Source organism: Sphingomonas sp. NPDC079357, from assembly GCF_044901155.1.
Lineage (GTDB): Bacteria > Pseudomonadota > Alphaproteobacteria > Sphingomonadales > Sphingomonadaceae > Sphingomonas.
Window position 1 is genome coordinate 292,500 of the sequence record NZ_JBJDOM010000001.1, and the last position, 26,660, is coordinate 319,159.

Annotated in this window: 20 protein-coding genes; 11 read left to right on the forward strand and 9 right to left on the reverse strand. The window is 67.7% G+C overall.

All coding sequences use genetic code 11. The features are described from left to right. The first annotated feature begins 131 nt into the window (after positions 1-131). Together ACI2JO_RS01345 and ACI2JO_RS01350 are read left to right on the forward strand one after the other, a co-directional pair. The gene (locus tag ACI2JO_RS01345; protein ID WP_404718960.1) at positions 132-1,481 is read left to right on the forward strand and encodes a M48 family metalloprotease; all 1,350 of its coding nucleotides are present in this window, start codon (positions 132-134) and stop codon (positions 1,479-1,481) included. Then, positions 1,478-2,188: a DsbA family protein gene (locus ACI2JO_RS01350; protein WP_404718961.1), complete on the forward strand. Its 711-nt coding sequence runs from the start codon at positions 1,478-1,480 to the stop codon at positions 2,186-2,188. Before ACI2JO_RS01345 ends, ACI2JO_RS01350 begins: the two co-directional genes overlap by 4 nt. A gap of 62 nt (positions 2,189-2,250) precedes the next feature. Here the strand turns inward: ACI2JO_RS01350 and ACI2JO_RS01355 are convergent, their stop codons facing one another. Further along, positions 2,251-3,024 (reverse strand): PEPxxWA-CTERM sorting domain-containing protein, encoded by a 774-nt coding sequence (locus ACI2JO_RS01355; RefSeq protein WP_404718962.1) that lies wholly within the window; start codon positions 3,022-3,024, stop codon positions 2,251-2,253. A gap of 242 nt (positions 3,025-3,266) precedes the next feature. Here ACI2JO_RS01355 and ACI2JO_RS01360 point away from each other — a divergent pair, with 242 nt between their 5' ends. Together ACI2JO_RS01360 and ACI2JO_RS01365 are read left to right on the forward strand one after the other, a co-directional pair. Continuing rightward, positions 3,267-4,196 (forward strand): ABC transporter ATP-binding protein, encoded by a 930-nt coding sequence (locus ACI2JO_RS01360; protein WP_404718963.1) that lies wholly within the window; start codon positions 3,267-3,269, stop codon positions 4,194-4,196. Further along, positions 4,193-4,954: an ABC transporter permease gene (locus tag ACI2JO_RS01365; RefSeq protein ID WP_404718964.1), complete on the forward strand. Its 762-nt coding sequence runs from the start codon at positions 4,193-4,195 to the stop codon at positions 4,952-4,954. Before ACI2JO_RS01360 ends, ACI2JO_RS01365 begins: the two co-directional genes overlap by 4 nt. Positions 4,955-4,986: 32 nt before the next feature. Here ACI2JO_RS01365 and ACI2JO_RS01370 read toward each other — a convergent pair whose 3' ends face one another. The 4 genes from ACI2JO_RS01370 to ACI2JO_RS01385 form a co-directional block, all read right to left on the reverse strand. After that, entirely contained in the window at positions 4,987-7,056 is a 2,070-nt protein-coding gene (locus ACI2JO_RS01370; RefSeq protein WP_404718965.1) for a DUF3857 domain-containing transglutaminase family protein, read from the reverse strand. A gap of 74 nt (positions 7,057-7,130) precedes the next feature. Continuing rightward, complete coding sequence (locus tag ACI2JO_RS01375) at positions 7,131-7,547, reverse strand: Dabb family protein (RefSeq protein ID WP_404718966.1); 417 nt, start codon at positions 7,545-7,547, stop codon at positions 7,131-7,133. Between the two features lie 131 nt (positions 7,548-7,678). Then, positions 7,679-7,978 (reverse strand): hypothetical protein, encoded by a 300-nt coding sequence (locus tag ACI2JO_RS01380; protein ID WP_404718967.1) that lies wholly within the window; start codon positions 7,976-7,978, stop codon positions 7,679-7,681. Positions 7,979-7,990: 12 nt separating this feature from the next. Further along, on the reverse strand, positions 7,991-10,873 hold the full coding sequence (locus ACI2JO_RS01385; RefSeq protein ID WP_404718968.1) for a M16 family metallopeptidase: 2,883 nt from the start codon (positions 10,871-10,873) through the stop codon (positions 7,991-7,993). Between the two features lie 103 nt (positions 10,874-10,976). Between ACI2JO_RS01385 and ACI2JO_RS01390 the strand changes: the two genes are divergently transcribed. The 7 genes from ACI2JO_RS01390 to ACI2JO_RS01420 all read left to right on the forward strand — a co-directional run bounded on the left by ACI2JO_RS01390 (position 10,977) and on the right by ACI2JO_RS01420 (position 20,850). Then, positions 10,977-11,438 carry a MarR family winged helix-turn-helix transcriptional regulator gene (locus ACI2JO_RS01390; protein WP_404718969.1) on the forward strand — a complete coding sequence of 154 codons (462 nt, stop codon included), beginning with the start codon at positions 10,977-10,979 and terminating at the stop codon, positions 11,436-11,438. Continuing rightward, positions 11,429-12,892 (forward strand): efflux transporter outer membrane subunit, encoded by a 1,464-nt coding sequence (locus tag ACI2JO_RS01395; RefSeq protein ID WP_404718970.1) that lies wholly within the window; start codon positions 11,429-11,431, stop codon positions 12,890-12,892. The genes ACI2JO_RS01390 and ACI2JO_RS01395 overlap by 10 nt, the downstream gene beginning before the upstream one ends. Beyond that, positions 12,889-14,064, forward strand: coding sequence for an efflux RND transporter periplasmic adaptor subunit (locus tag ACI2JO_RS01400; protein WP_404718971.1), 1,176 nt, complete (start codon positions 12,889-12,891; stop codon positions 14,062-14,064). The genes ACI2JO_RS01395 and ACI2JO_RS01400 overlap by 4 nt, the downstream gene beginning before the upstream one ends. Positions 14,065-14,409: 345 nt before the next feature. Next, positions 14,410-15,954 (forward strand): DHA2 family efflux MFS transporter permease subunit, encoded by a 1,545-nt coding sequence (locus ACI2JO_RS01405; protein ID WP_404718972.1) that lies wholly within the window; start codon positions 14,410-14,412, stop codon positions 15,952-15,954. 200 nt (positions 15,955-16,154) lie between these two features. Beyond that, positions 16,155-17,348, forward strand: coding sequence for a kynureninase (kynU, locus tag ACI2JO_RS01410; RefSeq protein WP_404718973.1), 1,194 nt, complete (start codon positions 16,155-16,157; stop codon positions 17,346-17,348). Continuing rightward, positions 17,345-18,160, forward strand: coding sequence for a tryptophan 2,3-dioxygenase (gene kynA, locus ACI2JO_RS01415; RefSeq protein WP_404718974.1), 816 nt, complete (start codon positions 17,345-17,347; stop codon positions 18,158-18,160). The genes kynU and kynA overlap by 4 nt, the downstream gene beginning before the upstream one ends. 62 nt (positions 18,161-18,222) lie before the next feature. Beyond that, entirely contained in the window at positions 18,223-20,850 is a 2,628-nt protein-coding gene (locus ACI2JO_RS01420) for a M1 family aminopeptidase (protein WP_404718975.1), read from the forward strand. A 165-nt stretch (positions 20,851-21,015) separates the two neighbouring features. Here ACI2JO_RS01420 and ACI2JO_RS01425 read toward each other — a convergent pair whose 3' ends face one another. From ACI2JO_RS01425 to ACI2JO_RS01440, 4 genes are all read right to left on the reverse strand, one after another. Further along, positions 21,016-22,413: a sugar porter family MFS transporter gene (locus ACI2JO_RS01425; protein WP_404720303.1), complete on the reverse strand. Its 1,398-nt coding sequence runs from the start codon at positions 22,411-22,413 to the stop codon at positions 21,016-21,018. 99 nt (positions 22,414-22,512) lie between these two features. Further along, the gene (locus ACI2JO_RS01430; RefSeq protein WP_404718976.1) at positions 22,513-23,265 is read right to left on the reverse strand and encodes an SDR family NAD(P)-dependent oxidoreductase; all 753 of its coding nucleotides are present in this window, start codon (positions 23,263-23,265) and stop codon (positions 22,513-22,515) included. Then, complete coding sequence (locus tag ACI2JO_RS01435) at positions 23,262-24,395, reverse strand: fumarylacetoacetate hydrolase family protein (protein ID WP_404718977.1); 1,134 nt, start codon at positions 24,393-24,395, stop codon at positions 23,262-23,264. Before ACI2JO_RS01435 ends, ACI2JO_RS01430 begins: the two co-directional genes overlap by 4 nt. Positions 24,396-24,573: 178 nt before the next feature. After that, the gene (locus ACI2JO_RS01440; RefSeq protein ID WP_404718978.1) at positions 24,574-26,640 is read right to left on the reverse strand and encodes a putative bifunctional diguanylate cyclase/phosphodiesterase; all 2,067 of its coding nucleotides are present in this window, start codon (positions 26,638-26,640) and stop codon (positions 24,574-24,576) included. Between the last annotated feature and the right edge of the window lie 20 nt (positions 26,641-26,660).

Here is a 26,660-nt window from a genome sequence, read left to right on the forward strand (position 1 = left end):
GCTGGGATCCAAGCGCACCGCTCACTCCCGGTCGTGCTGGGCCTGTCGACGGGCGGGTTCCGGAACACGCCCGTCGACAGGCTCAGGGCGAAAGGTTCGCCCGCGTCGGTAAACGCTTTAAGACCCGCCCCATGCGCCGCCTGATCGCCGCCGTCACCACCGCCGTGCTGCTCCTCGCGCAACCCGCGCAGGCGCAGTCGCTGCTGCGCGATGCCGAAACCGAGGCGCTGCTCAAGGATATGTCCGCGCCGCTCGTCACCGCGGCAGGGCTGCGCCCGACCGACGTATCCTTCGCGCTGGTCAACGACGATTCGATCAATGCTTTCGTCGCCGGCGGGCAGACCGTCTACATCCACACCGGGCTGCTCCAGCAGGCCGACAGCGCCAATCAGGTGCAGGGCGTCATCGCCCACGAACTCGGCCATATCGCCGACGGCCATGTTATCACCGGCGCGCAGGCGCAGAAGCCCGCGATGGGTGTGTATCTGCTCTCGATGGTGCTCGGGCTGGCCGCGATGGCGGCGGGCGGCGGCGAGGCGGGCGCCGGCATCCTCGCCGCCGGGCAGCAGGTCGCCATGGGCAAGTTTCTCGCCTTCAGCCGCGTGCAGGAAGCGACTGCCGACGCCTCGGCGGTCCGCTACCTCGACACTGCCGGGATCACGGGCAAGGGGATGCTGGAGTTCTTCAAGAAGCTCCAACAGCAGGAATATCGCTACGGGACGAAGAACATTGACCCGTTCATGCAGTCGCATCCGCTGTCGGGCACCCGCGTCCAGACGCTGACCGCCGATGTGCAGGCGTCGAAGGCGTGGAGCAAGCCGCCAAACAGCGCGCTTCAGGAGCGCTTTCTGCGCGTCCGTGCCAAGCTCGACGGCTATCTGATGCCGCCGCCGCAGGCGCTCCAGAAATATCCCGACAGCGACCAGACGCTCTACGCCCATTACGCGCGCGCCTATGCCTATCACCGCGCCGGCTATCCCGAAAAAGCCGATGCCGAGGCCGAAGCCCTGGTCGCCAAAGAACCCAACGACCCTTATTTTCAGGAGATCATGGGGCAGATCCTGCTGGAAGCGGGCAAGCCGAAGCTGGCGCTCGCCCCGCTCAAGCGCGCGACCGACGGCTCACGCTCCAACCCGCTCATCGCCACCACCTATGGTCATGCGCTGATCGCGACCGAAGACCCCACCAACTACGACGAGGCGAAGCGGGTGCTCCGCACCGCCGTGGCGCGGGACGACGAAAATCCGTTCGCGTGGTTCCAGCTCGGCACCGTCTACGAGTTGACCGGCGACGAGGCGCGCGCCGCGCTGGCGAGTGCCGAGCGCGCAAGCATGATGGGCGACGATCGTACCGCCGTCGACCGCGCCCGCTATGCGATGGCGGGCATCCCGAAGAACACCCCCGACTGGATCCGCGCGCAGGACATTGCGATGACCGCGCAGAATGCCGTCGACAAGACCGGAAAGAAGCGCCGACGTTGAACAGATTGATGGTGTTGGGGCTGGTGGCGATCGGACTGTTGTTCGGCGCCGGCGGCATGTGGCTCGCGGACCGTGCGGCGCCGGTGGCTGCGTCCGATGAGGCACGGATCGGTCGCGTGGTGCGCGAATATGTCCTCGCACACCCCGAGTTGATCCCGGAAGCGATCGAACGGCTGCAACAGCGTGACGCTACCCGCGCGATCGCTGCTCATCGCGGCGCGATCGAGACACCGTATGGCGATGCGTGGATCGGAAATCCGAACGCCGATGTCACGCTGGTCGAATATTACGACTATAATTGCGGGTTCTGCCGCGCCAGCCTGCCCGTAATCGAGAAGCTGGTCGCCGCCGACAAGAACCTGCGCGTCGTTTTCAAGGAACTGCCGGTGCTCGCGGAAACCAGTCGCACCGCCGCCCGTGCGTCGCTCGCCGCCGCATCACAGAACAAATTCAAGCCTTTCCACGACGCACTCTACGCCGCCGGCGCGGTCAGCGACGCGACGATCGCGCGGGCCGCACGCGCCAGCGGGGTCGATCTGGCCAGGATGCCCGCCGATGCGGACGATACGCTTCGCGCCAACCTTGAAGTCGCGCAAAAGCTTGGGATTTCCGGCACCCCGGCCTGGGTGGTCGGCGATCAGTTGCTCAGCGGCGCGCTCCCGCTCGATCGCTTGCAGGAGGCGGTCGCTAAGGCGCGCGCGTCCTAGCCATCCCGACGTTACCTTCTGTCATCCCGGATCAGTCCGGAATGACAGAAGGATGCTTTTGTTCAGCCCAGCACCACCCGCGCGCGCGTCCGGCGACGGCAGGCCGCGCCGACCATGCCGAAGCCGAGGATCATCATCATCCATGTCCCCGGTTCGGGCACCGCACCGGTCGCCTTCAGATCGAAATTATAGCTGGTGCTGCCCGCGCTGGTGGTCAGCGTCACGTTGTCGGCGAAGGCATGATAGCCCTTCCCCAGCCCGCCGCCGACACCCACCGACATCCCCAGCACCCGCGCGTCGGTGAGCTGCGACGCCCAGCTTGCGATCGTCTTGCCATCGTTCTCGTTGCCGCCGGTAATGTAGAATTTGTCGTCGGCGCTCGTGCTATACCACGTGTCGCGCGTGGTGTTGCCGTAGGTGCCGTTATACGCGCCCTCCCAGATCAGCTCCTTGCGGGCGCTGCCGTCGAGGATCAGCAGGCGCAGCGCCGGCGTGTAATCGGCATTGTACGGATTGGTCGAATCCGCCGCGATCCGCCAGTCGAACGTCAGCGCACTGACATCGGCCAACGCGCCCAGATCGGTGCGCCCGAAGGCATACTGGATGCCAAGTTGCGTCCGCGTGCGATCGCCGCGCATTTCGAGCGAGCCGTTGCCATTGTAGGCGATTGTCCCCGTCACGGCAGCGGTGCTGCCGGCATTATTTTCGCCGGGATACGTGCCCCAGGCGGTCTTGCTCGGCGAGCCGGCGACGTTCGATACGATGACGGTGGCGGCCGAAGCCGGTGCCGCTGCGACGACCAGAGCCGCCGCGGTCAGGCAGTAAAGCGCTTTCATGATCCCTCCCCATTTCCGACAATCCAGCCGGTACAAGGACTTAGAGGCGCCCGACCTTTGAGCCGAAAGGTTGTAGCCACCAGCTTTGCTCCATTATGATACAAAACATGGATCAGCGTTAAATTTAAACGATTGCAGTCTGAAGTCGCGCACGGAACCAGGCCGCCAGCCCTGTTCAAGCTGCTGTCGCGGAACGATTATGCCGCGCCGGCGTAACGATCCATCATCGTTCAGGGGGCGGAATGTCGGAACCGATTCTTACCGTCGCGGGTGTATCGAAGACTTATCGAAACGGCCCGACCGCGCTGGGCACCGTCGACCTGACGGTCAGGCGCGGCGAGATCTTCGCACTGCTCGGGCCGAACGGGGCGGGCAAGACGACGCTCATCAGCATCATCTGCGGGATCGTCACCCCAAGCGCCGGGACGGTGACGGTTGCCGGTCATGACGTGACCCGCGATTACAAGGCCGCACGTCGTGCGATCGGACTGGTACCGCAGGAGTTGGCGACCGACCAGTTCGAAAGCGTTCTCGCAACCGTGACCTTCTCGCGCCGGCTGTTCGGCCGCTCTGGCCATTCCGCCTATATCGAGCAGGTGCTGCGTGACCTGTCGCTCTGGGAAAAGCGCCACGCCAAGATCAAGGACCTGTCGGGCGGGATGAAGCGCCGCGTGCTGATCGCCAAGGCGCTGGCGCACGAGCCGCAGATCCTGTTCCTAGACGAGCCGACCGCCGGGGTAGACGTCGCGCTCCGCCGCGACATGTGGAAGCTGGTCCATCGACTGCGTGAACAGGGCGCGACGATCATCCTGACCACGCATTACATCGAGGAGGCCGAGGAAATGGCCGACCGCGTCGGCGTCATCACTGGCGGCAAATTGCTGTTGGTCGAGGAAAAGAACGCGCTGATGGCGAAGCTCGGCAAGCGCCAGATGGACCTGACACTGATCGAGCCGATGACGGCGATACCGGCGGCGCTGTCCGATTGGCCGCTGACGCTGGAGGACGAAGGACACACCTTGCGCTACGTCTTCGACGCCAAGGCCGAGGATACCGGCATCCCGCGCCTGCTCGAACGGCTGGCGCAGCAGCATATCGCCTTTCGCGACCTGGAAACGCGCAAGTCGAGCCTTGAAGATATCTTCGTCGATCTGGTGGGAGCGCGCGCATGAACCTGCACGGGATCTGGGCGATCTATCGCTTCGAAATGGCGCGCTTCGGGCGGACGATCTGGACCAGCCTCGCGACCCCGGTCATCACCACCACGCTGTATTTCATCGTCTTCGGCGCGGCGATTGGGTCGCAGATGCGCGGCGTCGACGGTATCAGCTACGGCGCGTTCATCGTGCCGGGGCTGATGCTGCTGACGATCTTCTCGGAGAGCATCTTCAACGCCAGCCTCGGCATCTACATGCCGAAATTCACCGGCACGATCTACGAACTGCTGTCCGCGCCGCTGTCGCCGGTCGAAACGGTGCTCGGCTATGTCGGCGCCGCGGCGACCAAGTCGATGGTGATCGCGATGGTGATCTTCGCCACCGCGCATCTGTTCGTCGACCTGCACGTCGCGCATCCGTTGCTGATGCTGCTCTATCTGCTGCTGGTCACCGCCAGTTTCGCTTTGTTCGGCTTCTGCCTCGGCATCTGGGCGAACGGCTTCGAGCAGTTGCAGATCATCCCGCTGCTCGTCGTCACCCCGCTGACCTTCCTCGGCGGCGCCTTCTACTCGCTCGACGTATTGCCAGAGCCGTGGCGGACGGTGACACTGTTCAATCCGGTCGCCTATCTCATCAATGGCTTCCGCTGGACGTTCTTTGGGCAAAGCGACGTGTCGTTCGCGCTGTGCGTTGCGGTGACCCTGGGGTTCGCAGCCCTGTGCCTCGCGGCGGTGGTGACGATCTTCCGCACCGGCTGGCGCTTGAAGAGCTGAACGTCACCACGATCGTCGCCCGGATCAAGGGATTACTTCGCCGTGGCCACCGGCCGCTGGCACGGCGGGTTCGGCCCCGCAAAAGCCGCAAAGCTCCCGAAGTCGCTTCCCTTCGGCGCGACGTCGACCGCCGGCGTGCCGCGCGTCTCGAACACATAGGCCTTGTTGTTGTCGAACTTGGCGATCGCGTTGTTGAGGTCGCGCGCCTGTGTCGCGCTCAGTTCCCGCACGTCGGTTCGCCGCGTCCTGGTGACGTGCACGACATCGTTCTCGAACGTCGCGATCCGCCAATAGGTCACCCCGCCTAGCATCCGGTCGACTGGCCTGGATGAAAAACTCCAGTGAAAGCCCTTGCCCGCCGCCGGCACCTTCACGGTCGCCGAGTAGCAGGTGAAGCTGGGATAGTCGGTGGCCCACGGCGCGTCCTGTGGCTGATCCTTCGGTCGCTTCAACTCATTGGGCGGGGTGTAGCCGGCATAATACACATAATGGGTATGCCCTTCCCTGGCGTCGCCTTCCCAATCGACCTTCCCCGTCCCGGTCATCGCGAGCACCAGCAGGCGGTTTTCGTCGTCGAACTTCCATGTGGTCGTCGTCGGCTCGACATCGGGAAGCTGCTGCCGCCAGTAGGTCGCGACCGCACGCTGCGCATCGGCATCGGCGACCCCCGCCAGTTGCGCGCGGATCGCGAAGATCTCGTCGCCGCGCAGGACGTGCTGCGCACGAAAAATGCCTGGCTTGTCGAAGCCGGCGCTGGCGTCGATGTCGATCGCCTCGATCCGGTCCGGAAAGCGCGGCGGCGTCGCGGGCAGCGCCTCCAGCGGCGCGCCCTCGATGCGGAGCGGCAACGCCCAGCGCGACGCCGGAGGCGGCAGGTCCGCCAGATGCCGATCGCCGAGCCGCGTCGCATCCAGCCAGTGTGGCGCGGCGCCGACGGTCGCGCGTACGATGACGTGATCGAAGGCGCCGGCCGTCGGCAATCGCTCGTCGATGCCGTCGCCGCCGTTGCTCGACACCAGCACCGGTTCGGCCGCGATGCCCAGCTCGTTCAGCAACGCGATCAGCAACGCGGTCTTCGCCTTGCAGTCACCGAACCGACGCTGCCACGTATCGTCCGCCGCTGCCGGACGGTAATTGCCCCCGTCCAGCCCGACATAGACGTAGCGGATGCGGTCCTCGACCGCACGCAGCGCCGCCTCGACCCGCCGGGCGGGATCGCTGGTCTCCGCCGCGATCCGCGCCGCCTCCTGCCTGACGGGTGAGGTGGCGCCCAGCGCAGCGGCGCGTGTGTAGAGTGGCGCGAACGTCCGCGACACCGTGCGCCAGTCGTCGTAGCCGCTGAACTGCACCACCCGCGTCATGGCGAAGCGCGGCGGTGCCTGCTCGGGAAGTACCGCGCTGGCCGGATCGGACAGCGAATAGCGACGATCGATCAGCGACCCGGCTTCCTCGACGGTGGGTGCCGGCAGATCGCCGATCGTTGAGACCTTTACCTTCTGCCCGGCAGGCTGGAGCAATCGCCACCGCCACGAGCCGCGCATGCCCATGATCGGGAATTGCATCCCGCCTTCTGGGCGCTCACCCCAGGCCGCGTCGCGTGACGCGCGGGTAAAGGCGAATTCCAGCTCGTCGCCGACCTGCAGGCCGCTTGCCTGCAACGCCGCCGTCAATTGCCCGTCGAGCATCGATTGTTCGAGATTGCTCTCGCGCTGCAGGATCGCGAACTTCTGCGACGCCAGCACGTCGATCGGCTTGCCATCGCGGACGATCTGCAAACGATGGACGGTCAGCACGTCGCTGCCCGGCGACCAGGCGATCGTGAGATTGCCGATCGCCAGCGCCTCGGGCGCCAGCACCTTGATGCGGTACGCCTCGAAGGATTCGCTACCGCCCGGCACCAGCCGGACCTGCTGATCGACATAAACGATGCGCATGGGGGCGCCCGGCGGCACCGGCGCAGTGCTGGCCGGCGGCGGAGCGATCACCCAGCCGGGCACCGGCGCATAGCGGACGTCGCGCACCGCCTCCTTCGCCTGCCCCGAAACCGCCGACGCCACCACCATCGAGGCGCCTGCTGCGCCCCACGCCACCCATCGATTCACCGACGCCCCCCAGTCCCTGTGCCGTCAGTGTAGAAGCTGCCGCCTTCCGCGCAACTCGCCTGATCGAGATTGGGTCAGTCGACCCGCAGCGTGTCGTACACTGTCACCTTGCGCCACAGCGGCTCGCAGTCGGTGACGAACTGGCGGTGTATCGGATGGTCCTGATACGCTTTCTGATCGGCGACCGTGTCGAAAAACATCAGCTCCGACACCTGATAGCTGCCGTCGACCACGTCGCGCGCCTCGGTATCGGCGGGCACGCCGATGTGCAGCGCGCGGATCACCGGGATCGCTGCCAGCGTGCGCAGTCCGGCGATCAACCGGTCGCGATCGGCGGTCGAAGCTGGGTTCTTCAGCCAGAAGAACACGTGATGAACCACCTTCGCCGGCACCGGGGCGGCCGCCGCCTGCGCCTCGCCGGACATGGCACCGACCATCCCCGCGCCGCCGATCGCCATCATCGCCATCAATTCCCTGCGTCCTGCATCCACGACCCGTCTCCCTCACATTGCGGCCGGATGTGCCTTGCGCAGCAATGACTTGCCAGCCCCAAATAGTCGTACGGCGCGGCGGGATCGCTCCCGCCGCGCCGCACGTCAGCTTGATAAAGGCAGGCCCGCGCTCAGGCGGTGCGCATTCCCGACAGCGGGAAGCTGCCGAACGCGCCCGCGCCGACGCTGCCGTTGATCGTGTCGCCGTCAACCGTCGCGGTGATGTCCAGCGTCATCGGCATCGGCACCGTCATCTGCTGCTTCCACGCCAGCGTATTGCCATCGACCGTGCCGTTGACGTCAGATGCGCCCATCGCGCCCGACGCCTGACCGGTGAATGCGTCGCCCGACTGCGTCACGGTCAGCGTCAGCTTCTGATCGCCGAGCGGCGACTTCACGGTGCAATCGTAGGTACCATCCACTCCGGCCATCTTTTTAACTCCTTACTTCGCGGCGGGCGCCGGAGGCGTTCCGGCCACCGCGGCAGCCGGGATGACCTCGACCGGCAATCCCAGCGTGTCAAGCTGCGGCTTCACCTTCGCCGCCTCCCCGACCACCACCCACACCAACTTGGCCGGATCGATCGCGGCTCTGGTCGCTGCCGTCACCTGCGGCAGCGTCAGCGCACGATATTTCTGCGTGATCGTCGCATAATAATCGTCGGGCCGCTTGAAGAGGTCATTGGCCTGCATCGCCGTCAACACGTCGTCCGAGGTTTCAAAATTGCCCGAGAGCGAGCGCGTGCCCGCGTTGATGGCGCGGGTAAACTCTTCCTGCGTCATCGGCTTGCTGGTCAGATACTGCGTCACGTCGTTACGCAGCGCCGCGACTGACGGGCCGGTCTGGTCGGCCTGAACCGGCGCATACATCACATAGGGCGCGGCCTCGGCGTTGCGGCTGAAATTGCCGCGCACGCCGTACGACCAGTGCTTGTCCTCGCGCAGGTCCATGTTGAGCCGGCCGAGGAAGCTGCCGCCCAGTGCGTCGTTGCCAACCTGCACCGGGAGAAGATCGTCGGTGCCCTTCAGCCCGGTCTGCACGCCCGCCGCGATCATCGACTGCGGACTGGCAGGACGATCGACCAGCACGATCCGCGGCGACGCCGATGTCACCGCCGGCGGGAATACCTTGGCACCGGCAGCGCCGACCGGCTTCCAGTCGCCGAACCGCGCCTCCATCACCTGCCTGATCTCGGCGAGCGGACGGTCGGAAACGACGAAGATCTTCGCCTTGTCGGGCCGCAGCCATGCCTGTTGGAACGCAATCAGCTCGGCGCGGCTCAACCCCTGCACCGCCGCCGCATCGCCCGATCCCTGTGCCTTGGCATAAGGCGAACCCGGTCCGACCAGCTTCGGCAGCACGCGCTGCACCAATCCCTGCGGGCTGGTCAACTCCTGCGCAATCTCGGCGAGTTGCTGCGTCTTGACGCGCGCCAGTTCGCTTTCGGGGAAAGCCGGCGTCCGCGCGATGTCGGCCCACAGGTCTGCTCCCGCGGCAAGATTGGCGCTCGGCACGCGCAGCGACAGCGTCGTGCGATCCGGGCTGCTCCCGCTCGAAATCGACGCGCCCAGCCGCTCACGCGCCTCGGCAATTTGGATCGAGTTCAGCCGCTTCGTGCCCTCGTCCATCATTGCCAGCGTCAGCTGCTGCGTGCCCAGCTTGTCCGAGACATCGGCGGCCACACCGGCGTCGAAGCTGAGCACCGCCTGCGTAATCGGCACCACCGCGCGGTTGGCGTAGACCAGCTCGATCCCGTTCGACAATTTGGCGCGCTCCACCTTCGGGAACGACAGGCCGGCAACCTCGCCTACCGCCGGGATCGGACCACGCGTGCCCTTGGCCGGCTGCTCGGGAGCCTCGACCACCTTGGCCGGCGGCACCGCCTTCGATTCAGCATATGCGTCGCGATCGCCATTGACGATGTCGAGCTGATAGGACGGACGCGTCAGCCACTTGGCGGCGACCGCCTTGACGGTTGCGGGGGTCTGCGCCGCGAGTTCGGCAAGCTGTTTCTTGTAGAAGCCCGGATCGTTGGAATACAGCGCGCCTTCTGCCAGCGCAACGGCCTTGCCGCCAAACCCGCCGACCGCTTCCAGCCCATCGATCCGGCCCGACACGGTGCTGGTGACATAGCGATTGACCTCGTCGGCGGTCGGACCGTTCTTGATAAAGTCAGCGACAAGCTGGTCGATCCGTGCCGAAACGGTCGCGGGATCAACGCCGGGGCGGACAATGGTGGTGATCTGGAACGTGCCGACCTGCGCGAACGACTCATATTCGGCCGACGTCTGCACCGCCAGCTTCTCGCCCTTTACCAACACGTTGCTCAGCCGCGAACTGGCCAGCCCCCCGAGCACCCCCGCAGCGACCTCCAGCGAGGCCGAATCCTTATCGTTCAGGCCGGGCACCGCCCATTCCTTCATGATCAGGGTCGCGGCGACGCGGTCCTTCATCACCTCCTTGGCGGGCCCGGGCAGCGAGGCGGGGATCGGCGCGGGCGGCGCAACGCTCTTCGGTCCGGCGGCGATCGCGCCGAAATACTTCTCGACCAGCGGGCGGGCGGTCGCGACATCCACATCGCCGGCCAATACGAGCACGGCATTGTTCGGGCCGTAGTGGCTCTTGAACCAGTTCTTGACGTCGGCGAGGCTCGCCTGGTCCAGATCGGCCATCGACCCGATCGTGGTGTGGCCATAGGGGTGCGTCGCCGGGAACAGCCCCTCGGTCGCCTTGTAGCGGAGCAGGCCATAGGGCTGGTTGTCGCCCTGCCGTTTTTCATTCTGCACCACGCCGCGCTGCTCGTCGAGCACGCCCTGCGTGATCGCGCCGGTCAGATAACCCATGCGGTCCGACTCGAGGAACAGCGCACGTTCCAGCGCCGCGGTCGGCACCGTCTCGAAGTAATTGGTGCGATCGAAATAGGTCGTGCCGTTGAAGTCGGTCGCTCCAACCTGTTGCAGCGGCTCGAAAAAGTCGCCCGGCGCGTTTTCGCTGCCGTTGAACATCAGATGCTCGAACAGATGCGCAAAGCCGGTCTTGCCCTTCGGCTCATGCTTCGACCCGACGTCGTACCACACGCTGACCGCGACGATCGGCGCCTTGCGGTCGGTATGGACGACGACGCGCAGCCCGTTCTTCAACGTGAACTGCTGATACGGAATGTCGACCGCCTTCACCAGTTGCGACACCGGAGCGGGCGCGGCCGCCGGGATGTTCTGGGCCAGCACCGGGGTCGTCAAAGCCGCCAGCGCCGAACCGGCGGCCAGGAATGCGCGATAAGCCAACTTTGATGCTCCCACGGGGAATGAAGTGTCTGCCGAAACCATAGCGACCGACGCTTCCGCCGCAAGCGCGACGACTGACCCGGATCCAGCAATGTTGCGAAACAAAGTCATTGACTGCCCCGGCAATGGTTGCCATGGCAACCGTATGAGCTTCTACGATCCCGAAACCTATGGCCCGGATCGATCGGTCGGTTACCTCATCAAGACCTGCAATCAGACGATGACGGTGCTGCTCGACCGTCTGCTGGCCGGGGAGGAACTGAACTCGTCGCAATGGTCCGCGATGATGACGATCCACCACGGCGAGGCGCCGACCTGCGCCGCGCTGGCGCGTGGCATGGCGCACGACAAGGGCGCGATGACGCGGCTGATCGACACGCTGGAGGAAAAGGGGCTGGTCGAGCGCACCCGCTCCGCCGACGATCGCCGCGTCGTGCATCTGTCGCTGACGGCCGCCGGGCGCGCCGTGACCTTCCGTTGCCGCGACATGGTCGTCGAACATTGGAACCGCTGCTTCAACGACTGGACCGACGCCGAGGTCGAGACGCTGATCTCGCAGATGCAGAAGCTGCGCCGCACGCTGGAGGACATTGCGACATGCCCCTGACCCCGCCCGCCCAGCATGCGGCCCCGCCGCGCGTCCTGTGCAGCCTCGCCCGCGCACGCGCCGGGCTGGCAGCGGCGGTGGCGCTGCTGTTCGCCGGCTGCGCCGCCCCGGCCTCGCACACGTCGGTCGAAGCGAAGACCCCGGCCGCGCTGGCGCTCGCCGGTCCGTCGGTGCAGCTCGCCCCCGACTGGTGGCACGCGATCGGCGACCCGCAGCTCGACCGGCTGGTCGCCGACGCGCTCGCCGGCAGTCCGTCGCTCGACATCGCCGCGGCACGCGTGCGTCAGGCGCAGGCGGCGCTCGAACGACAGGATGCCGAGCGCCGCCCGTCGGTCGATGCCGATGCGCAGGTGCAGGGTTCGCGCCTGTCGGGCAATTACACGATCCCGCCGCCCTATGCCGGCACCGTCCGCGCGCTCGGCACCGCGCAGGCCGGGCTGTCGTGGAACCTCGACCTGTTCGGGCGCCAGAAGGCCGCGATCGAGGCTGCAGCGGCGCAGACCCGTGCCGCCGGCTACGACGTCGCCGCGGCGCGGCTGATGCTCGCCGGCGCGGTGGTGCAGAATTACGTTGAGGTTGCGCGCGCCGAACGCCGCGCCGCGATCGCCACGCGCACGATCAAGGCGCGCGAGGGCTCGCTGTCGCTGGTGCAGGCGCGCGAGCGCAGCCAGCTCGCCAGCCGCATCGACGTCACCGCCGCCGGGACGCTGCTCGCGCAGGCAAGGCTCGCGCTGGTGCAGGCGCAAGCGGCACGCGTGCTCGCCACCAACGCGCTCGCGGCGCTCGCCGGGCGCGGCAGCGACTATGCCGCGGCGATCGGCGTGACGCATCTCGCGACCGACACCGCCCTACCGGTGCCGACCGCGATCCCCGCCGACCTGCTCGCGCGCCGCGCCGACATCGCCGCGGCGCAGGCGCGCGTCGTCGCCGCCGGGGCCGAGCGACAGGTCGCGCGCCGCGCCTTCTACCCCAACATCAACCTGTCGGCGCTGGTCGGGCTTCAGGCGATCGGCTTCGGCAATTTCGTCGACCTCGACTCCGGCACGGCCGGCGGCGGCGCGGCCTTCCACCTGCCGCTGTTTGACAGTGGGCGGCGGCGCGCCGATCTGGCCGGTGCCACCGCCGCGCTCGACGTCGCCACCGCGCAATACAATGACGCGGTCGTCACCGCCGCGCGACAGGTCGCGGACGCGATCGCGCAGGTCCGCGCCACCGACACCGCGCGCGTCAGCCAGCGCCAGGTGACCGCCGGCTTTGCGGAAACCAACCGCCTCAACACGATCCGCGTCGCCAGCGGGCTCAACAGCCGGCTCGATCTGGTCGACAACGACGTCCGCCTGCTCGACGCCCAGCTGGCAGACGCCAGCCTCTCCATCGACGCGCTCGCCGCGCGCGCGCAACTCGCCACCGCGCTCGGTGGCGGCTTCGACCCCGTTCAGGACGCTGCCCGATGACCGACACCGCCACCCCCGCTCCGACGCCCGCCCCTGCCCCCGCGCCGAGCGGCAAGCCGGCCGCGCGTCGGCGTGCGCTCACCATCCTCGCGATCCTCGTCGCGATCGCCGCGATCGTCTGGGCGGTGATGCACTTCTTCTTCAGCCCACCCGAGCAGGAAACCGACGACGCCTATGTCGCGGGCGACGTCGTCGCGGTCACCGCGCGCGATCCGGGCACCGTCACCGCGCTGCGTGCCGACAACACGCAGGCAGTGCAGGCCGGGCAGCCGCTGATCGACCTCGATCCGACCACCGCCGACGTCAACGTCGCCGCTGCCGCCGCCGAGCTGGCGCGCGCTGTGCGCAGCACCCGCGCCGACTTCACGCGCGTCGGGCAGAGCGACGCCGGGATCGTCCAGGCGCAGGCCGAATTGTCGCGCGCGCAGGCCGATTACGCACGCCGCCGTTCGGCCGCCGCGCAGGGCGCGGTGTCCGGCGAGGAGCTGTCGCACGCCGCCGATGCGGTGAAGGTCGCCGCTGCCAACCTCCGCCTCGCGCAGGAACAGCGGCGGCAGGCGCAGGCGACCGTGCAGGGCACCGACGTGAACACCAATCCGGCGGTGCTCAGCGCCATCGCCGCCTATCGCCGCGCCGCGATCACGCGCAGCCACATGCACATGACCGCGCCGATCGCGGGCGTGGTCGCGCAGCGCACCGTGCAGGTCGGGCAACAGGTCAACGCCGGCACGCCGCTGATGGCGATCGTCCCGCTCGATCGCGTCTGGGTCGACGCCAACTTCCGCGAGACGCAGCTCAAGGATGTTCGCATCGGCCAGCCGGTTGAGTTGACCTCCGACATGTACGGCGGCGACGTCAAGTTCCACGGCCGCGTCGTTGGCCTGTCGGCGGGCAGCGGCAATGCCTTCGCGCTGCTCCCGCCGCAGAACGCCAGCGGCAACTGGATCAAGATCGTCCAGCGCCTGCCCGTTCGCATCGCGCTCGACCCGCGTGAGTTGCGCGCGCATCCGCTGCGCGTCGGGCTGTCGGTGAAGGCGACGATCGACACCGCCGACACCGGCGGCGCGCAGCTCGCGCAGGCCGCGACCACGCCCTATCAGGGTGAGACCACCAGCGGCACCGACCCGCAGGTCGAGGCCGCCATCCGCCGCATCGTAGCGGCAAACCGGTAATGAGCCGCCCTCTTCGTCATCCCCCCGCCTCTCTTCGTCATTCCCGCGAAGGCGGGACCCCAGACGCGCGGAGGGCCCGGCAGGAAGCGCGACGTCAGAGGTTCTGGATTCCCGCCTTCGCGGGAATGACGGTGACGGATCGCGGGACCGAGGGAGCATTATAAATGGCCAGCCCACCCCCACCCGGCCCGCCGCCGCTTACCCGCGCCGCCCTTCGTCATCCCCGCGAAGGCGGGGATCCAGACGCGCGCAGCTCGGCGAAAGAGGCGCAGCGTCAGAGGTTCTGGATTCCCGCCTCCGCGGGAATGACGGTGGTGAGTGGCGCGAACGAGCGGAGCATCACCCGTGGCTAGCGCACCCCCATCCGGCCCCCCGCCGCTCACCGGCGCACGCCTCGGCGTCACCGCGCTGGCGCTGGCGCTCGGCACCTTCATGATGGTGCTCGATTCGACGATCGCCAACGTTTCGCTCCCGACGATCGCCGGCAACCTCGGCGTGTCCAGCGACAATTCGACCTGGGTCGTCACCGCCTTCGCGGTCGCCAACGGCGTCGCGGTGCCGCTGACCGGCTGGCTGATGCGGCGCTTCGGCGTGGTGCGCGTCTTCTGCACCTCGGTCGCGCTGTTCACGCTCGCCTCCTTCCTGTGCGGGATCGCGTGGGACCTGCCCTCGCTGATCCTGTTCCGCGTCATGCAGGGCGCGGTGTCCGGGCCGATGATGCCGGGCAGCCAGGCGCTGTTGATCGCGATCTTCCCGTCCGACAAACGCTCCACCGCGCTCGGCATCTGGTCGATGACGACGCTGGTCGCGCCGATCATGGGCCCGATCCTCGGCGGCTACATCTCCGACAATTATCACTGGTCGTGGATCTTCCTGATCAACGTCCCCTTCGGCATCATCACCGCGTTCATCTGCTGGACGCGGCTACGCGATCGCGAGACGCCGACCCAGCAATTGCCGATCGACACCGTCGGGCTCGGACTGCTGGTGCTGTGGGTCGGGTCGTTGCAGGTGATGCTCGATCTCGGCAAGAATGCCGACTGGTTCAACGATCCGCTGATCGTCGTGCTGTCGATCGTCGCGATCATCGGCTTCGTCGCCTGGGTGATCTGGGAACTGACCGACGCCAACCCGACCGTCGACCTGTCGCTGTTCACGCGCCGCAACTTCTGGATCGGCAATCTCGCCTTCTCGCTGGGGTACGCGGTATTCTTCGCCAACATCCTGATCCTGCCGCTCTGGCTGCAGACCCAGATGGGCTATACCGCGACCTGGGCCGGGCTGGTCGCCGCCCCCAGCGGGCTGGTGGCGGTGATCCTGACCCCGCTGATCGCGCGGCTGTCGGGCAAGATCGACGCGCGCATCCTCGCCACCGTCGCCTTCGCCGGCTTCGCGATCAGTTACTGGATGCGCTCGGGCTTCACGACGCAGGCGACCTTCTTCGACTTGATGTTGCCGCTGCTGGTGCAAGGCGTGTCGATGGCGACCTTCTTCCTCGCGATGCTGACGATCCTGCTCGACGGCATCCCGCCCGAGAAGATCCCGTCGGCAACCGGCATCTCGAACTTCGGCCGGATCGTCGCGGGCGGGTTCGCCGCCTCGCTGATCTCGACCGCGTGGGACCGCCGTGAGGCGCTCCACCAATCGCGGCTGGCGGAAGCGATCGGCAACGGCATGGGCTGGCAGATGGCGGCGGAAAATCTGGCGAAGCTCGGCATGACCACCCAGCAGGCCGCCGCGGCGGTGACGCGCCAGATGGTCGGGCAGGCGTATCTGCTCTCCTCGACCGATCTGTTCCGGCTGTCTGCATGGCTGGCGGCGGTGCTGATCGTGCCAATCTGGCTCTGCCGCCGCCCGAAGCCGCAGCACGGACCGGTCGCGGCGGATTGAGGCGCAGCCTTCGCCTCGCCCTGCTCGCTCTCCCCTCCCCGTTCGCTTCGAGTAGCCGTCGAGCTTGTCGAGACGGCGTATCGAGAAGGCCGACGTAGCGCCTTCTCGACAGGCGATCTCGGCAGGCTCGATCGCTGCTCGAAGCGAACGGAACCTTGAAGGGCTTCCGTATCGCCTGCAACGATCCTACCCTGCGCCCTATGACCGATTTCGCCGCCACCCGCGCGCTCTTCCATCTGCCCGAAGGCGTGATCTACCTCGACGGCAACTCGCTCGGCCCGCTGCCGCTCGCCGCCGAGGCCCGCGCCGCCCACGTCCTCCGCGCCGAATGGGGCGACCGCCTGATCCGCGCATGGAACGACGCCGGCTGGACCACCCTCCCCGCGCGTGTCGGTGATAGGATCGCGCGGCTGATCGGCGCGCCCGCCGGCAGCGTCACCACCGGCGACACGCTGTCGATCAAGGTCTTCCAGGCGCTCGCCGCCGCACTCGCGCTCCGCCCCGACCGTCGAGTCGTGCTGTCCGACACCGGCAATTTCCCGACCGACCTCTACATCGCCGACGCATTGACGCAGGCGCTCGGTCGCGGGCTGGAAGTGAAGGTCGTCGCCCCCGAAGCCGTCGCCGACGCAATCGACGACAATGTCGCGGTCGTGATGCTCACGCAGGTCGATTATCGCACCGGCCGCCTCCACGACATGGCCGCGCTCACCGCCCGCGCGCATGCCGCGGGCGCGCTGACCGTCTGGGACCTCGCGCATTCTGCGGGCGCGCTGCCAATCGACCTCACCGCAGCACGTGCCGATTTCGCGATCGGCTGCACCTACAAATATCTCAACGGCGGCCCCGGCGCGCCCGCCTTCATCCATGTCGCGCCCGAGCACGCCGATGTCGCGCAGCCGATCCTCGCCGGCTGGTTCGGGCATGACGCGCCATTCGCGTTCGAGCGCGGCTATCGCCCCGCCCCGGGTGTCGAGCGGATGCGCGTCGGCACGCCACCAATCGTCGCGCTGTCGATCCTCGACGCCGCGCTCGACGCCTGGGACGCGGTCGACATGGCCGCCCTGCGCGCCGCCTCGATCCGCCTGTCGGAACGCTTCATCCGCGAGGTTGAGGCACACTGCCCGCAGCTCACGCTCGCTTCCCCCCGCGACCCGCACGCGCGCGGCAGCCAGGTCAGCTTCACGCATCCGCACGCCTATGCGGTGATGCAGGCGCTGATCGCGCGCGGCGTGATCGGCGACGTCCGCGCCCCCGACGTGCTGCGCTTCGGCTTCACGCCGCTCTACCTGAGCGAGGACGAGGTCGCGCAGGCCGCGGCGATCCTCGCCGACATCCTCGGCACCGGCGAATGGGACCAGCCGCACTTCCACCAGCGCGCCAACGTGACATGACCGACACCCACCACGACGCCGAACTCAACTTCGCCGATCGCATGGGATACGGCGACTATCTCGCGCTCGACCGCGTGCTGGATGCGCAGCACCCGCTGAGCGACGCGCATGACGAACTGCTGTTCATCATCCAGCACCAGACCAGCGAATTGTGGATGAAGCTCGCCGTCCACGAACTCGAGAGCGCGCGCGACGCGATCCTTTCGGGCGCGCTGCCACAGGCGTTCAAGCTGCTGGCGCGCGTGTCGCGCATCCTCGAACAGCTCAACGGCGCGTGGGACGTGCTGCGCACGATGACGCCCAGCGATTACACCACCTTCCGCGACGCGCTCGGCCAGTCGTCCGGCTTCCAGTCGTGGCAGTATCGCGCGATCGAATATCTCTGCGGCAACCGCACCGCCGCGACGCTCGGCCCGCACCGCCACCGCCCGGCGACGCTCGCGCGGCTGGAGGCGATCCTCGCCGCGCCGAGCATCTACGACGCCGCGCTCACCCGCCTCCACGCCGCCGGGCTGCTTACCGACCCGGCACGCGACTGGCGCGCCCCGCACGCGGCCAATGAGGCGATCACCGCCGCCTGGGCGACCGTCTACCGCGATCCGCAGGCGCACTGGCCGCTCTACGAGCTTGCCGAGAAGCTGGTCGATCTCGAGGATTATTTCCGCCGCTGGCGCTTCAACCACGTCACCACTGTCGAGCGCGTGATCGGTCTGAAGCGCGGCACGGGCGGCACCGCCGGCGTATCGTACCTGCGCCGGATGCTCGAGGTGGAACTGTTCCCCGAGCTCTGGGCGGTGCGCACGCACCTGTAGCATCCCGCTACCCTCCAGTCGTCGCGGCTGTTACGATCGCCCCCGAGAAGGGGATTGATCCGATGAAGACCTTACTGCTCGCCTCCGCGGCGTTGCTGTTCGCCGTGCCCGCCGTCGCGCAGACAGCCGAGGTGCCGCTCGGCCGCCTCACCGACGCCGCGCGCCCTACCGCCTATCGCCTCGCGCTGACCATCGACCCGACGCAGCCGCGCTTCTCCGGCCATACCGAGATCGACACGCAGGTCGCGCGTGCGACGCGCTCGCTCTACCTGCACGGCAATGACCTTAAGGTCACCCGCGTCACCGCCACCACCGGCAAGCGCACGCTGACCGCGCGCTACACGCAGGTCGATGCCTCGGGGGTCGTGCGGCTCGACTTTGACGGCGAACTGCCCGCCGGCCGCGTCACGCTGACCTTCGACTATGACGCGCCATTCATGACCGGCGGCGAGGGACTGTACCGCGCCAGGGTCGGCGACGAATGGTACGCCTGGACGCAGTTCGAGCCGATCGACGCGCGGCGCATGTTCCCGTCGTTCGACGAACCGGGCTTCAAAACGCCGTTCACGCTGACGATCACCGCACCGACCGCGCAAAAGGTCTTCGCCAACACGCCCGAGATCGCGCACGGCACGGCCGGCGGCGGGCTGACCGTCCACAAATTCGGGGCGTCCAGGCCGCTGCCGACCTATCTGGTCGCGCTCGCGGTCGGCGCGTTCGATGTCGTCCCCGGCAACGCTCCCGCCAATGCCGTCCGCAAGACCGCGCTCCCCTATAGCGCAATCGCCACCAAGGGGCAGGCCGCGCGGTTGCAACTCGCCGCCAGCGAGGGGCCGAAGATCCTCGCGCTCCACGAAGACTATTTCGGCATCGGCTATCCGTTCGAGAAGCTCGACCAGATCGCCTCGCCGGTGATGAGCGGCGCGATGGAGAATGCCGGGCTCGTCACCTATGCCGACACGCTGCTGCTCCTGTCGCCTGACGCCCCCGCCGCGCAGCGCCGTGACTTCGGGATGGTCGTCGCGCACGAGCTGGCGCACCAATGGTTCGGCGACCTCGTGACCCCGAAATGGTGGACCGACATCTGGCTCAACGAAAGCTTCGCCGAATGGGCCGGCAACCGCGTCGGCGAACTGTGGCAGCCGGGGCTCGGCACCGAGGTCGGTCAGCTCGCCGAGGCGCTCGCGGCGATGGACACCGACAGCCAGTCGGTCGGCCGCCCGATCCGGCAGGAGATCAGGCGCAGCGACGAAGTCTCCAGCGCCTTCGACTCGATTACCTACCAGAAGGGTGGGCAGGTGCTGACGATGGTCGAGCGTTACCTTGGCGCCGATCGCTTCCGCCGCGGCGTGCAATATCACCTCAACCGCTTCCGCTACGGCAATGCCGACGCCAACGACTTCTTCGCCTCGATGGCGAAGGGCTCGGGCGACGCCGGCGTCGTGCCGGTGTTCCGCAGCTTCGTCGAGCAGACCGGCGTCCCCGTCATCGCCATCCGGCAGGACGGCACCGGCTGGCGGCTGAGCCAGGCCCGGTACCGCCCGATCGGCGTCGCCGCCGTCGCACCGCAGACGTGGAACGTACCGGTCTGCGCGCGGCAGGGCGAGGTGCGCAGCTGCACCCTCCTGACCGGCGCGACCGGCACGCTTGCGCTGAAAGGCAGCGGCCTGGCGGTCCCCAACGCCGATGGCGCGGGCTATTTCCGGTACAGCCTCGACGATGCCGGGTGGCAGACGCTGATGGCCGGCGCCGCGGCACTCCCCGCGCGCGAGGCGATGGCCGCCGCCGACAGCCTGTGGGCGGACTTCAGCGCCGGCAATGCCGGGTTCGCGCGCGTCGTGTCGAGCGCGCGCATCCTCGCCAACCATCGCGAGCGCTCGGCGACCTTGCTGCTGCCGTCGGCGATCGACGGTGTCGAGCGCTACGGCCTCACCCCTGCCGCCGACGCCGGGCTGCGCCGCCTCGCCGCCGACCTGTCGCTGCCGCGACTGCGCAGTCTCGGCGCGCTCCAGCTGACCACCGGCGCCTATGCGAAGGAGGAAAACGGGCAGAGCCAGCTGCGCCAGTCGCTGGTCTCCTACGCCGCCTTCGTCGCCAAGGACGCCGAAGTGCGCCGCCAGCTCACCACCGCTGCACAGGCATCGCTGCGCGGTGACCCGCAGGCGCTCGACCCCAGCTACCGCGCGATTGCGTTCGTCGCGGCGGTGCAGGATCTCGGCGTGCCGTTCATGGACACGCTGCGCACCGCGTTGCTCGCCAGCACCGATCCGCTTTTCCGCCAGCAGGCGGTGCGCGCACTCGGCGCGGCCGATACGCCGGCAGCCGTGACGCGCGCGCTGGCGCTCACCGAGGATCAGGCGCTGCAATCGAGCGAGCGGGTGTCGATCCTGCGCACCCTGCCGATCCGCCCGGCCGGGCGCGACGCGGTGTTCGCGCGGTTGCAGCAGAATTTCGACGCGATCGCCGGGACCATCCCCGCCTTCAGCCGTCCGCGCCTGCCGTTGTCGTTCGCGGGCTATTGCAGCGCCGACAAGGCCGCTGCGGTCGAAGCGCTGTTCCGCCCCAAGCTCGCGGTGCTCGGTGGCGGCGCGCTCGAACTCGGCCAGACGCTCGACGCGATCAACCAGTGCGTAGCGCTGAAGGCCGCCAAGGGCGCGGAGATCGAGGCGGTGCTGACGAAAGCGCAGTGATCTATCGCTCGTCGCCCCGGGCTTGATCCGGCGTTCCACTTCTCCCTTCGACCGGTGAAGGAAGAAGCGGGATCCCGGATCAAGTCCGGGATGACGGACACAAGAAGAAGGGGCGGCCACCGCAGCGACCGCCCCCTCCTCTGTCTCACCGGAAGAAACGCAACCTCACCCCTGCATGTCCTCCAGCTCGCGCCCGCGCGTCTCGTGCACCATCTTGCGCACGAAGAAGAACGAGATCGCCGCGAACAGCGCATAGCCGGTATAGGTCACCGCCAGCCCCGGCGACACCGCCAGCGCCGGGAAGCTCACCGAGATTGCGGCATTGGCGATCCACTGCGCGAACCCCGCCACTGCCAGCCCCGAACCACGGATCTGATTCGGGAACATCTCGCCCAGCATCACCCACATTACCGGGCCCCAGCTGGCGTTGAAGAAGATCACGTACAGGTTCGCCGCGATCAGCGCGATCACGCCGTTGTTGCCCGGCAGGCTCACCGCGCCCGCCGCGTCGGTGACGGCGGTCGAAAAGGCCCAGGCGACCACCGCCAGCGTCACCGCCATGCCCGCCGATCCGATCAGCAGCAGCGGCTTGCGCCCGATCTTGTCGACGGTGAAGATCGTGAACACGCACGCCGCGATCGACAGCACGCCCGACAGGATGTTGGTCTGGAGCGCATAATCCTCGGAGAAGCCGACCGCCTCCCAAAGCGTCGCGCCATAATAGAAGACGACGTTGATCCCGACGAGCTGCTGGAACACCGCCAGCCCGATCCCGGCCCAGACGATCGGACGGATGCGGCCGGTGGTGCGGTCCTTGAGGTCCGACAGCTTGGGACGGTGGTGGTCGGCAGCGAGGCTGCCGCGGATCTCGCCCACCTTGCGATCGGCCTCTGCCGTACCGAACAAGCGCGTCAGCACCTTATGCGCCTCGTCTTCACGCCCGCGCGCGACCAGATAGCGCGGGCTCTCCGGGATCACGAGCAGCGCGAGCAGGTACACCAGCGCCGGGATCGCCTGCAGCCAGAACATCCACCGCCATGCCGTAAAGCCGAACCAGAAGCTTGCGGTCGACCCACCGGCGTAGCGCGCCAGCGCGAAGTTCGCGACGAAGGCGCCGGTCAGCCCGGTGATGATCATCACCTGTTGCAGGCTGGAGAGTCGCCCGCGGATCGCCGCCGGCGTCACCTCGGAGATATAGACCGGCGAAATGACGCTCGCCGCGCCGACGCCCAGCCCGCCGACGATCCGCGCGAGAATGAAGATCACTGACGACGACGCCGCACCCGCGACCAATGCGCTGATGAGGAACAGAAAGGCCGAGCCCATCATCACGCCGCGCCGCCCGATCCGGTCGGCCAGCCGCCCCGCGCCGAACGCGCCGATCGACGAGCCGATCAGGATCGCGCCGACGTTGACGCCGATCCCCAGCTTGCCAAGGTCGAAGGCGCTTTCCAGCCCCTTCTGCGTGCCGTTGATCACGCCCGAGTCATAGCCGAACATGAAGCCGCCGATTGTCGCCACCGCGACGATCGCGGCAATGAAGCCCATGTTCACCTGCCCCATCGCGGCGTCACGATCCGCCGGTCCGCCCGGCTCCATCATCACCATCGCCATGCCCATCCCGCTCCTGTGTTATTTTGCTTTGCCGCGACGTCGCCTGGATCAGCGCCAGCCCGCGTCGACGAAATATTCGTGGCCCGTGCACATCCGCGCATCGTCGGACGCGAGGAACAGCGCCAGCGCCGCGACATCGGCCGGCTGGATGCGCCCGTCGAGGCATTGCGCCGCGACGATCTCGGCCTCGCCCTCGGGCGTGTACCATTTTTCCTGCCGCGGGGTCTGGACGTTGCCGGGCACGATCGTGGTGACGCGGATGTTGTCGCGCCCCAGATCGCGCGCCATGCTGCGCGTCATCCCCTCGATCGCCGCTTTGGCGGTCTGATACAGCACCAGTTCGGGCAGCCCGAGGTGCCAGCTGATCGAGCCGAAATTGACGATCGCGCCGCCGCCCGCCGCCTTCAGATGCGGCACCGCCGCCTGCGCGGCGAAGAACAGATGGCGCAGGTTTACCGCCATCCGGTCGTCCCAATAGGCCGGCGTGACCTCTTCGATCGTATGCCGATCGTCGTTGGCGGCATTGTTGACGAGCACGTCGAGCCCGCCGATCTTTTCGACCAGCGCACCGATCGTCCCCGGCAGCGCCGCGACGTCGGTCAGATCGCACCGCTGGAAATGCGTCTGTGTGCCAAGCCGCTCGGCGAGCGCCTGCCCCGCCTCTTCCGCTACGTCGACGAATGCGACATGGGAACCCTGCGCCGCGAACGCCTCGACCAGCCCGGCACCGATCCCGGTCGCGCCGCCGGTGATGAGAACCCGCTTGCCCGCGAGGGACGGATAGGTGGCGCGACCGCTCACTTCGCGGTCTCCAGCAGCCCGCGCTGCGCCAGATTACGGAACAGCGCACCGATGCCGTCGGTCCACGGTGCGGCCTCCTTCGAGGTCACGACCCGGTTGGTGAGCCGGCCCAGCTTCGCGCTTTCGATCGTGACGACATCGCCGACCTTGTGGGTGAAACCCCGGCCCGGCTCGTCGCGATCCTGGACCGGCGCGAACAACGTGCCCAGGAACAGCACGAAGCCGTCCGGATACTGGTGTTCCGACAGAGTCTGGCGCACCAGGTCGAGCGGGTCGCGGCTAATTTCGGCCATGTTGCTGACCCCGTCGAGGTCATAACCGTCCTCGCCGTGGATGTTCAGCCGCACTTCTGCGTGCCGGACGTCATCGATCGTGAACCCATCGTCGAACAACCGCACCAGCGGCCCGAGCGAACAGGAGGCGTTATTGTCCTTCGCCTTGCCGAGCAGCAGCGCCGACCGCCCCTCGAAATCGCGCAAATTCACGTCGTTACCCAGCGTGGCGCCGACCGCCTCGCCCCGGCTGTTCACCAGCAGCGCAACCTCGGGCTCCGGGTTATTCCAGTGAGAATCGGACCGGATCCCGATCTCCGCCCCCGCGCCAACGGTCGCCAGAACGGGCGCCTTGGTGAAGACCTCGGCATCAGGACCGATCGCAACCTCCAGATATTGCGACCAAAGTCCGTCCTCGATCAGCGCGCGCTTCAGCTCGGCGGCCTCCGGTGTGCCGGGCACGACCGAGCGGATCGACCCGCCCATTCGCGCTTCCAGCCGCCCGCGGATCTCCGCCGCCGCCGACCAGTCGCCACGCGCGCGCTCCTCGATCACGCGCTCGATCGCCGATACCGCGAACGTGACCCCGCACGCCTTGACGCATTGCAGGTCGACCGGGCTCAGGAGGTCGAGCCCCGCTTCGTCGAGCGCGCCGAGCGACCGACCGCCCGCACCCGTCAAATCACCTGCCTCGACCAGCATCGACACCGTCGGCGCAACCGACGACATGTCAAAGGCTTCGCCCTCGCTCACCAGCAGCGGAATCGGACCGGCCGGTGTGGAGGCACGCCCCAGAAACCGTCCTGAACGCCAATCCTGCGGCAAGCCCGACGCGATCGCGTCGTGAAGCTGCGCCATCATCCCCTCCACCTTCTTAGCCTGATAGCGCTAACAACACCGCATCGCGGCGCGAGTCAAGCGGCCGCCGCAACAGCACGGCGCACGGAGGCTATGGGTAGCGCCGCGCGGAACCGCGTCAACCATCGACACGCAACCAACCGCGGGCAGCAAGATGGTCAGCAGCCGGCAAGCGCAGCTACGAGCGTGCCACCCATTTCGGTGCGACCGGACGCGCTGACAGCCTGGCGGCGGGATCGGCGCAGTGGATTGCCTCGCGCGATGGCCGGCCGAGCAGGAAGCCCTGCACCTGCGGAATGTCCCATTCGCGCAGCCGCGCCAGTTGCGCGGCCTCTTCCACCCCTTCCGCCACGATCGGAATACCCAGACTTGCGCCCAGTGCGGCGATGCTGCGCACGATCGAGCCGGACGGCGCATGATCGAGCATCGTCGCCACAAAGCTGCGATCGACCTTCAGCTTGTCGAAACGGAAGTCGCGCAGATTGCCGAGTGAGGAATACCCCGTCCCGAAATCATCCATGACGATCGCCGCCCCATGATGCTGGAGGGTGCGCAACACGGTCAACACCGGCTGGCGCCGCTTGTCGAGCAGCGTGGCGCTTTCGGTCACCTCGAACTCCAGCCGCGTCGGCGCAACACGATGCCGCCGCGCAAGTGCCAGCAATTCATGCGCCAGCGCCGGTTGCCGGAACTGGATCGCCGACAGGTTGAGGGCTAGCGTCATATGATCAGGCCAGCGACTTGCCGCTGCCATCGCCTGATCCGCCATCCACAGCCCGATCGTGTCGATCCGGCCGCTCGCCTCTGCCAGCGGGATGAAGCGATCCGGGCGGATATCGCCCAATTCGGGGTGCGCCCAGCGCAGCAACGCCTCATGACCGATGACCTGCAGCGTATCGGCGTCGGCGATCGGCTGAAAGGCGAGATACAGCTCGCCGCGCTCGGCCGCGCCGTCCAGATCGCGCGACAACCGCCAGCGGAGCCGTACCTCTTCCTTGAACTGATCGTCGAAGAAACGTGCGGTATGCCGCCCTTCCGCCTTGGCGCGGTACATCGCCATGTCGGCAAGGTTGTATAATTCCTCGCCCTCCTGCTCGACACCGGACATCGCGACGCCGATGCTCATTTGCACCGGCACCGTGTCGCCTGCCGTCGCCTCGCAGGCGCGGAGGATGCGCTGCACCAGCAACTCGGCGGTGGCCGGCTGGTCGCCCCCCACCTGCACGATCGCGAACTCGTCGCCGCCAAGCCGCGCCACCAGGTCGCTGGCGCGCACACACGCGCTCAGCAGTTGCGCCGCCGCGCGAAGCGCTTCATCGCCCCCCGCATGACCGAAGCGATCATTGATCGACTTGAAATCATCGAGGTCGATCGCGAACACCGTCACTCGCTCGCCAGTCCGCAGCGCGCGCGACAGTTCCTGCCCCAGCCGCTCCTCGAACAACAATCGATTCGGCAGGCCGGTCAACATATCGTGGTGCGCCAGGAACTCGATCCGCCGCTCGGCGAGACGCCGCTCCTCCACCGCTCCGCGATAATCCGCGATGCCGCGCGCCAGATCGCCGACCTCATCCGCCCGGTTTGCCCCCGGCACGTCGGGCGCGGCATCCTCGCCTCGGCTTAACTGGCGCACCCGTTCCGCAATCGCGCCAAGCGGCCGGATGACCCGTTGCCGCAGCCACACCATGCACCCCAGCAGCACGCCCAGCACCGCGACGGCACTGAGCAACCCGCCCTGCAGGTTGGTGGCAAGGCCGCCCGCACTACGCCGCAATTCAATGTCGATTCGTTCGATCAGCGCGCCCCGCATCGTCGAGCGCGACGCTTCCAGGGTGCGCAGCGCCGCGAGGAAGCCGGGCATATGGCGCGGAATCTGGTCGGGCGCGGTGCGCGCATCCTGCAACAGCCGCAGGCTGAGCGCGGTGAACTCCGCCTCGGCCGCCCGGCGGGTGCGTACCAAGGTGCGCAGCTCATCGGGCGCGGGCAGCCGTGGCGAGAGATGTGCGTTGCCGCGATGAAAATCCCGAAGCGCGTTGCTGACCGACGTCCATTGCCCTGACGTCACGGGCTTACGCTGCTCAGCCAGCCGCGTCACTTCACCCACTCCGAGCCGCAGGCGGCGTTGCAGCGCATCTTGCCGCTCCTCCATTTGGAGCAACGAGGTCAGCTGCCCCAGCGTCACATTCTCGGCGTAGATCGCGCGGCCCAGCATCAGCCCGCCTCCGAGCAACGCCAGACCCAGCACCAGAACGGCACCAAAGGCAG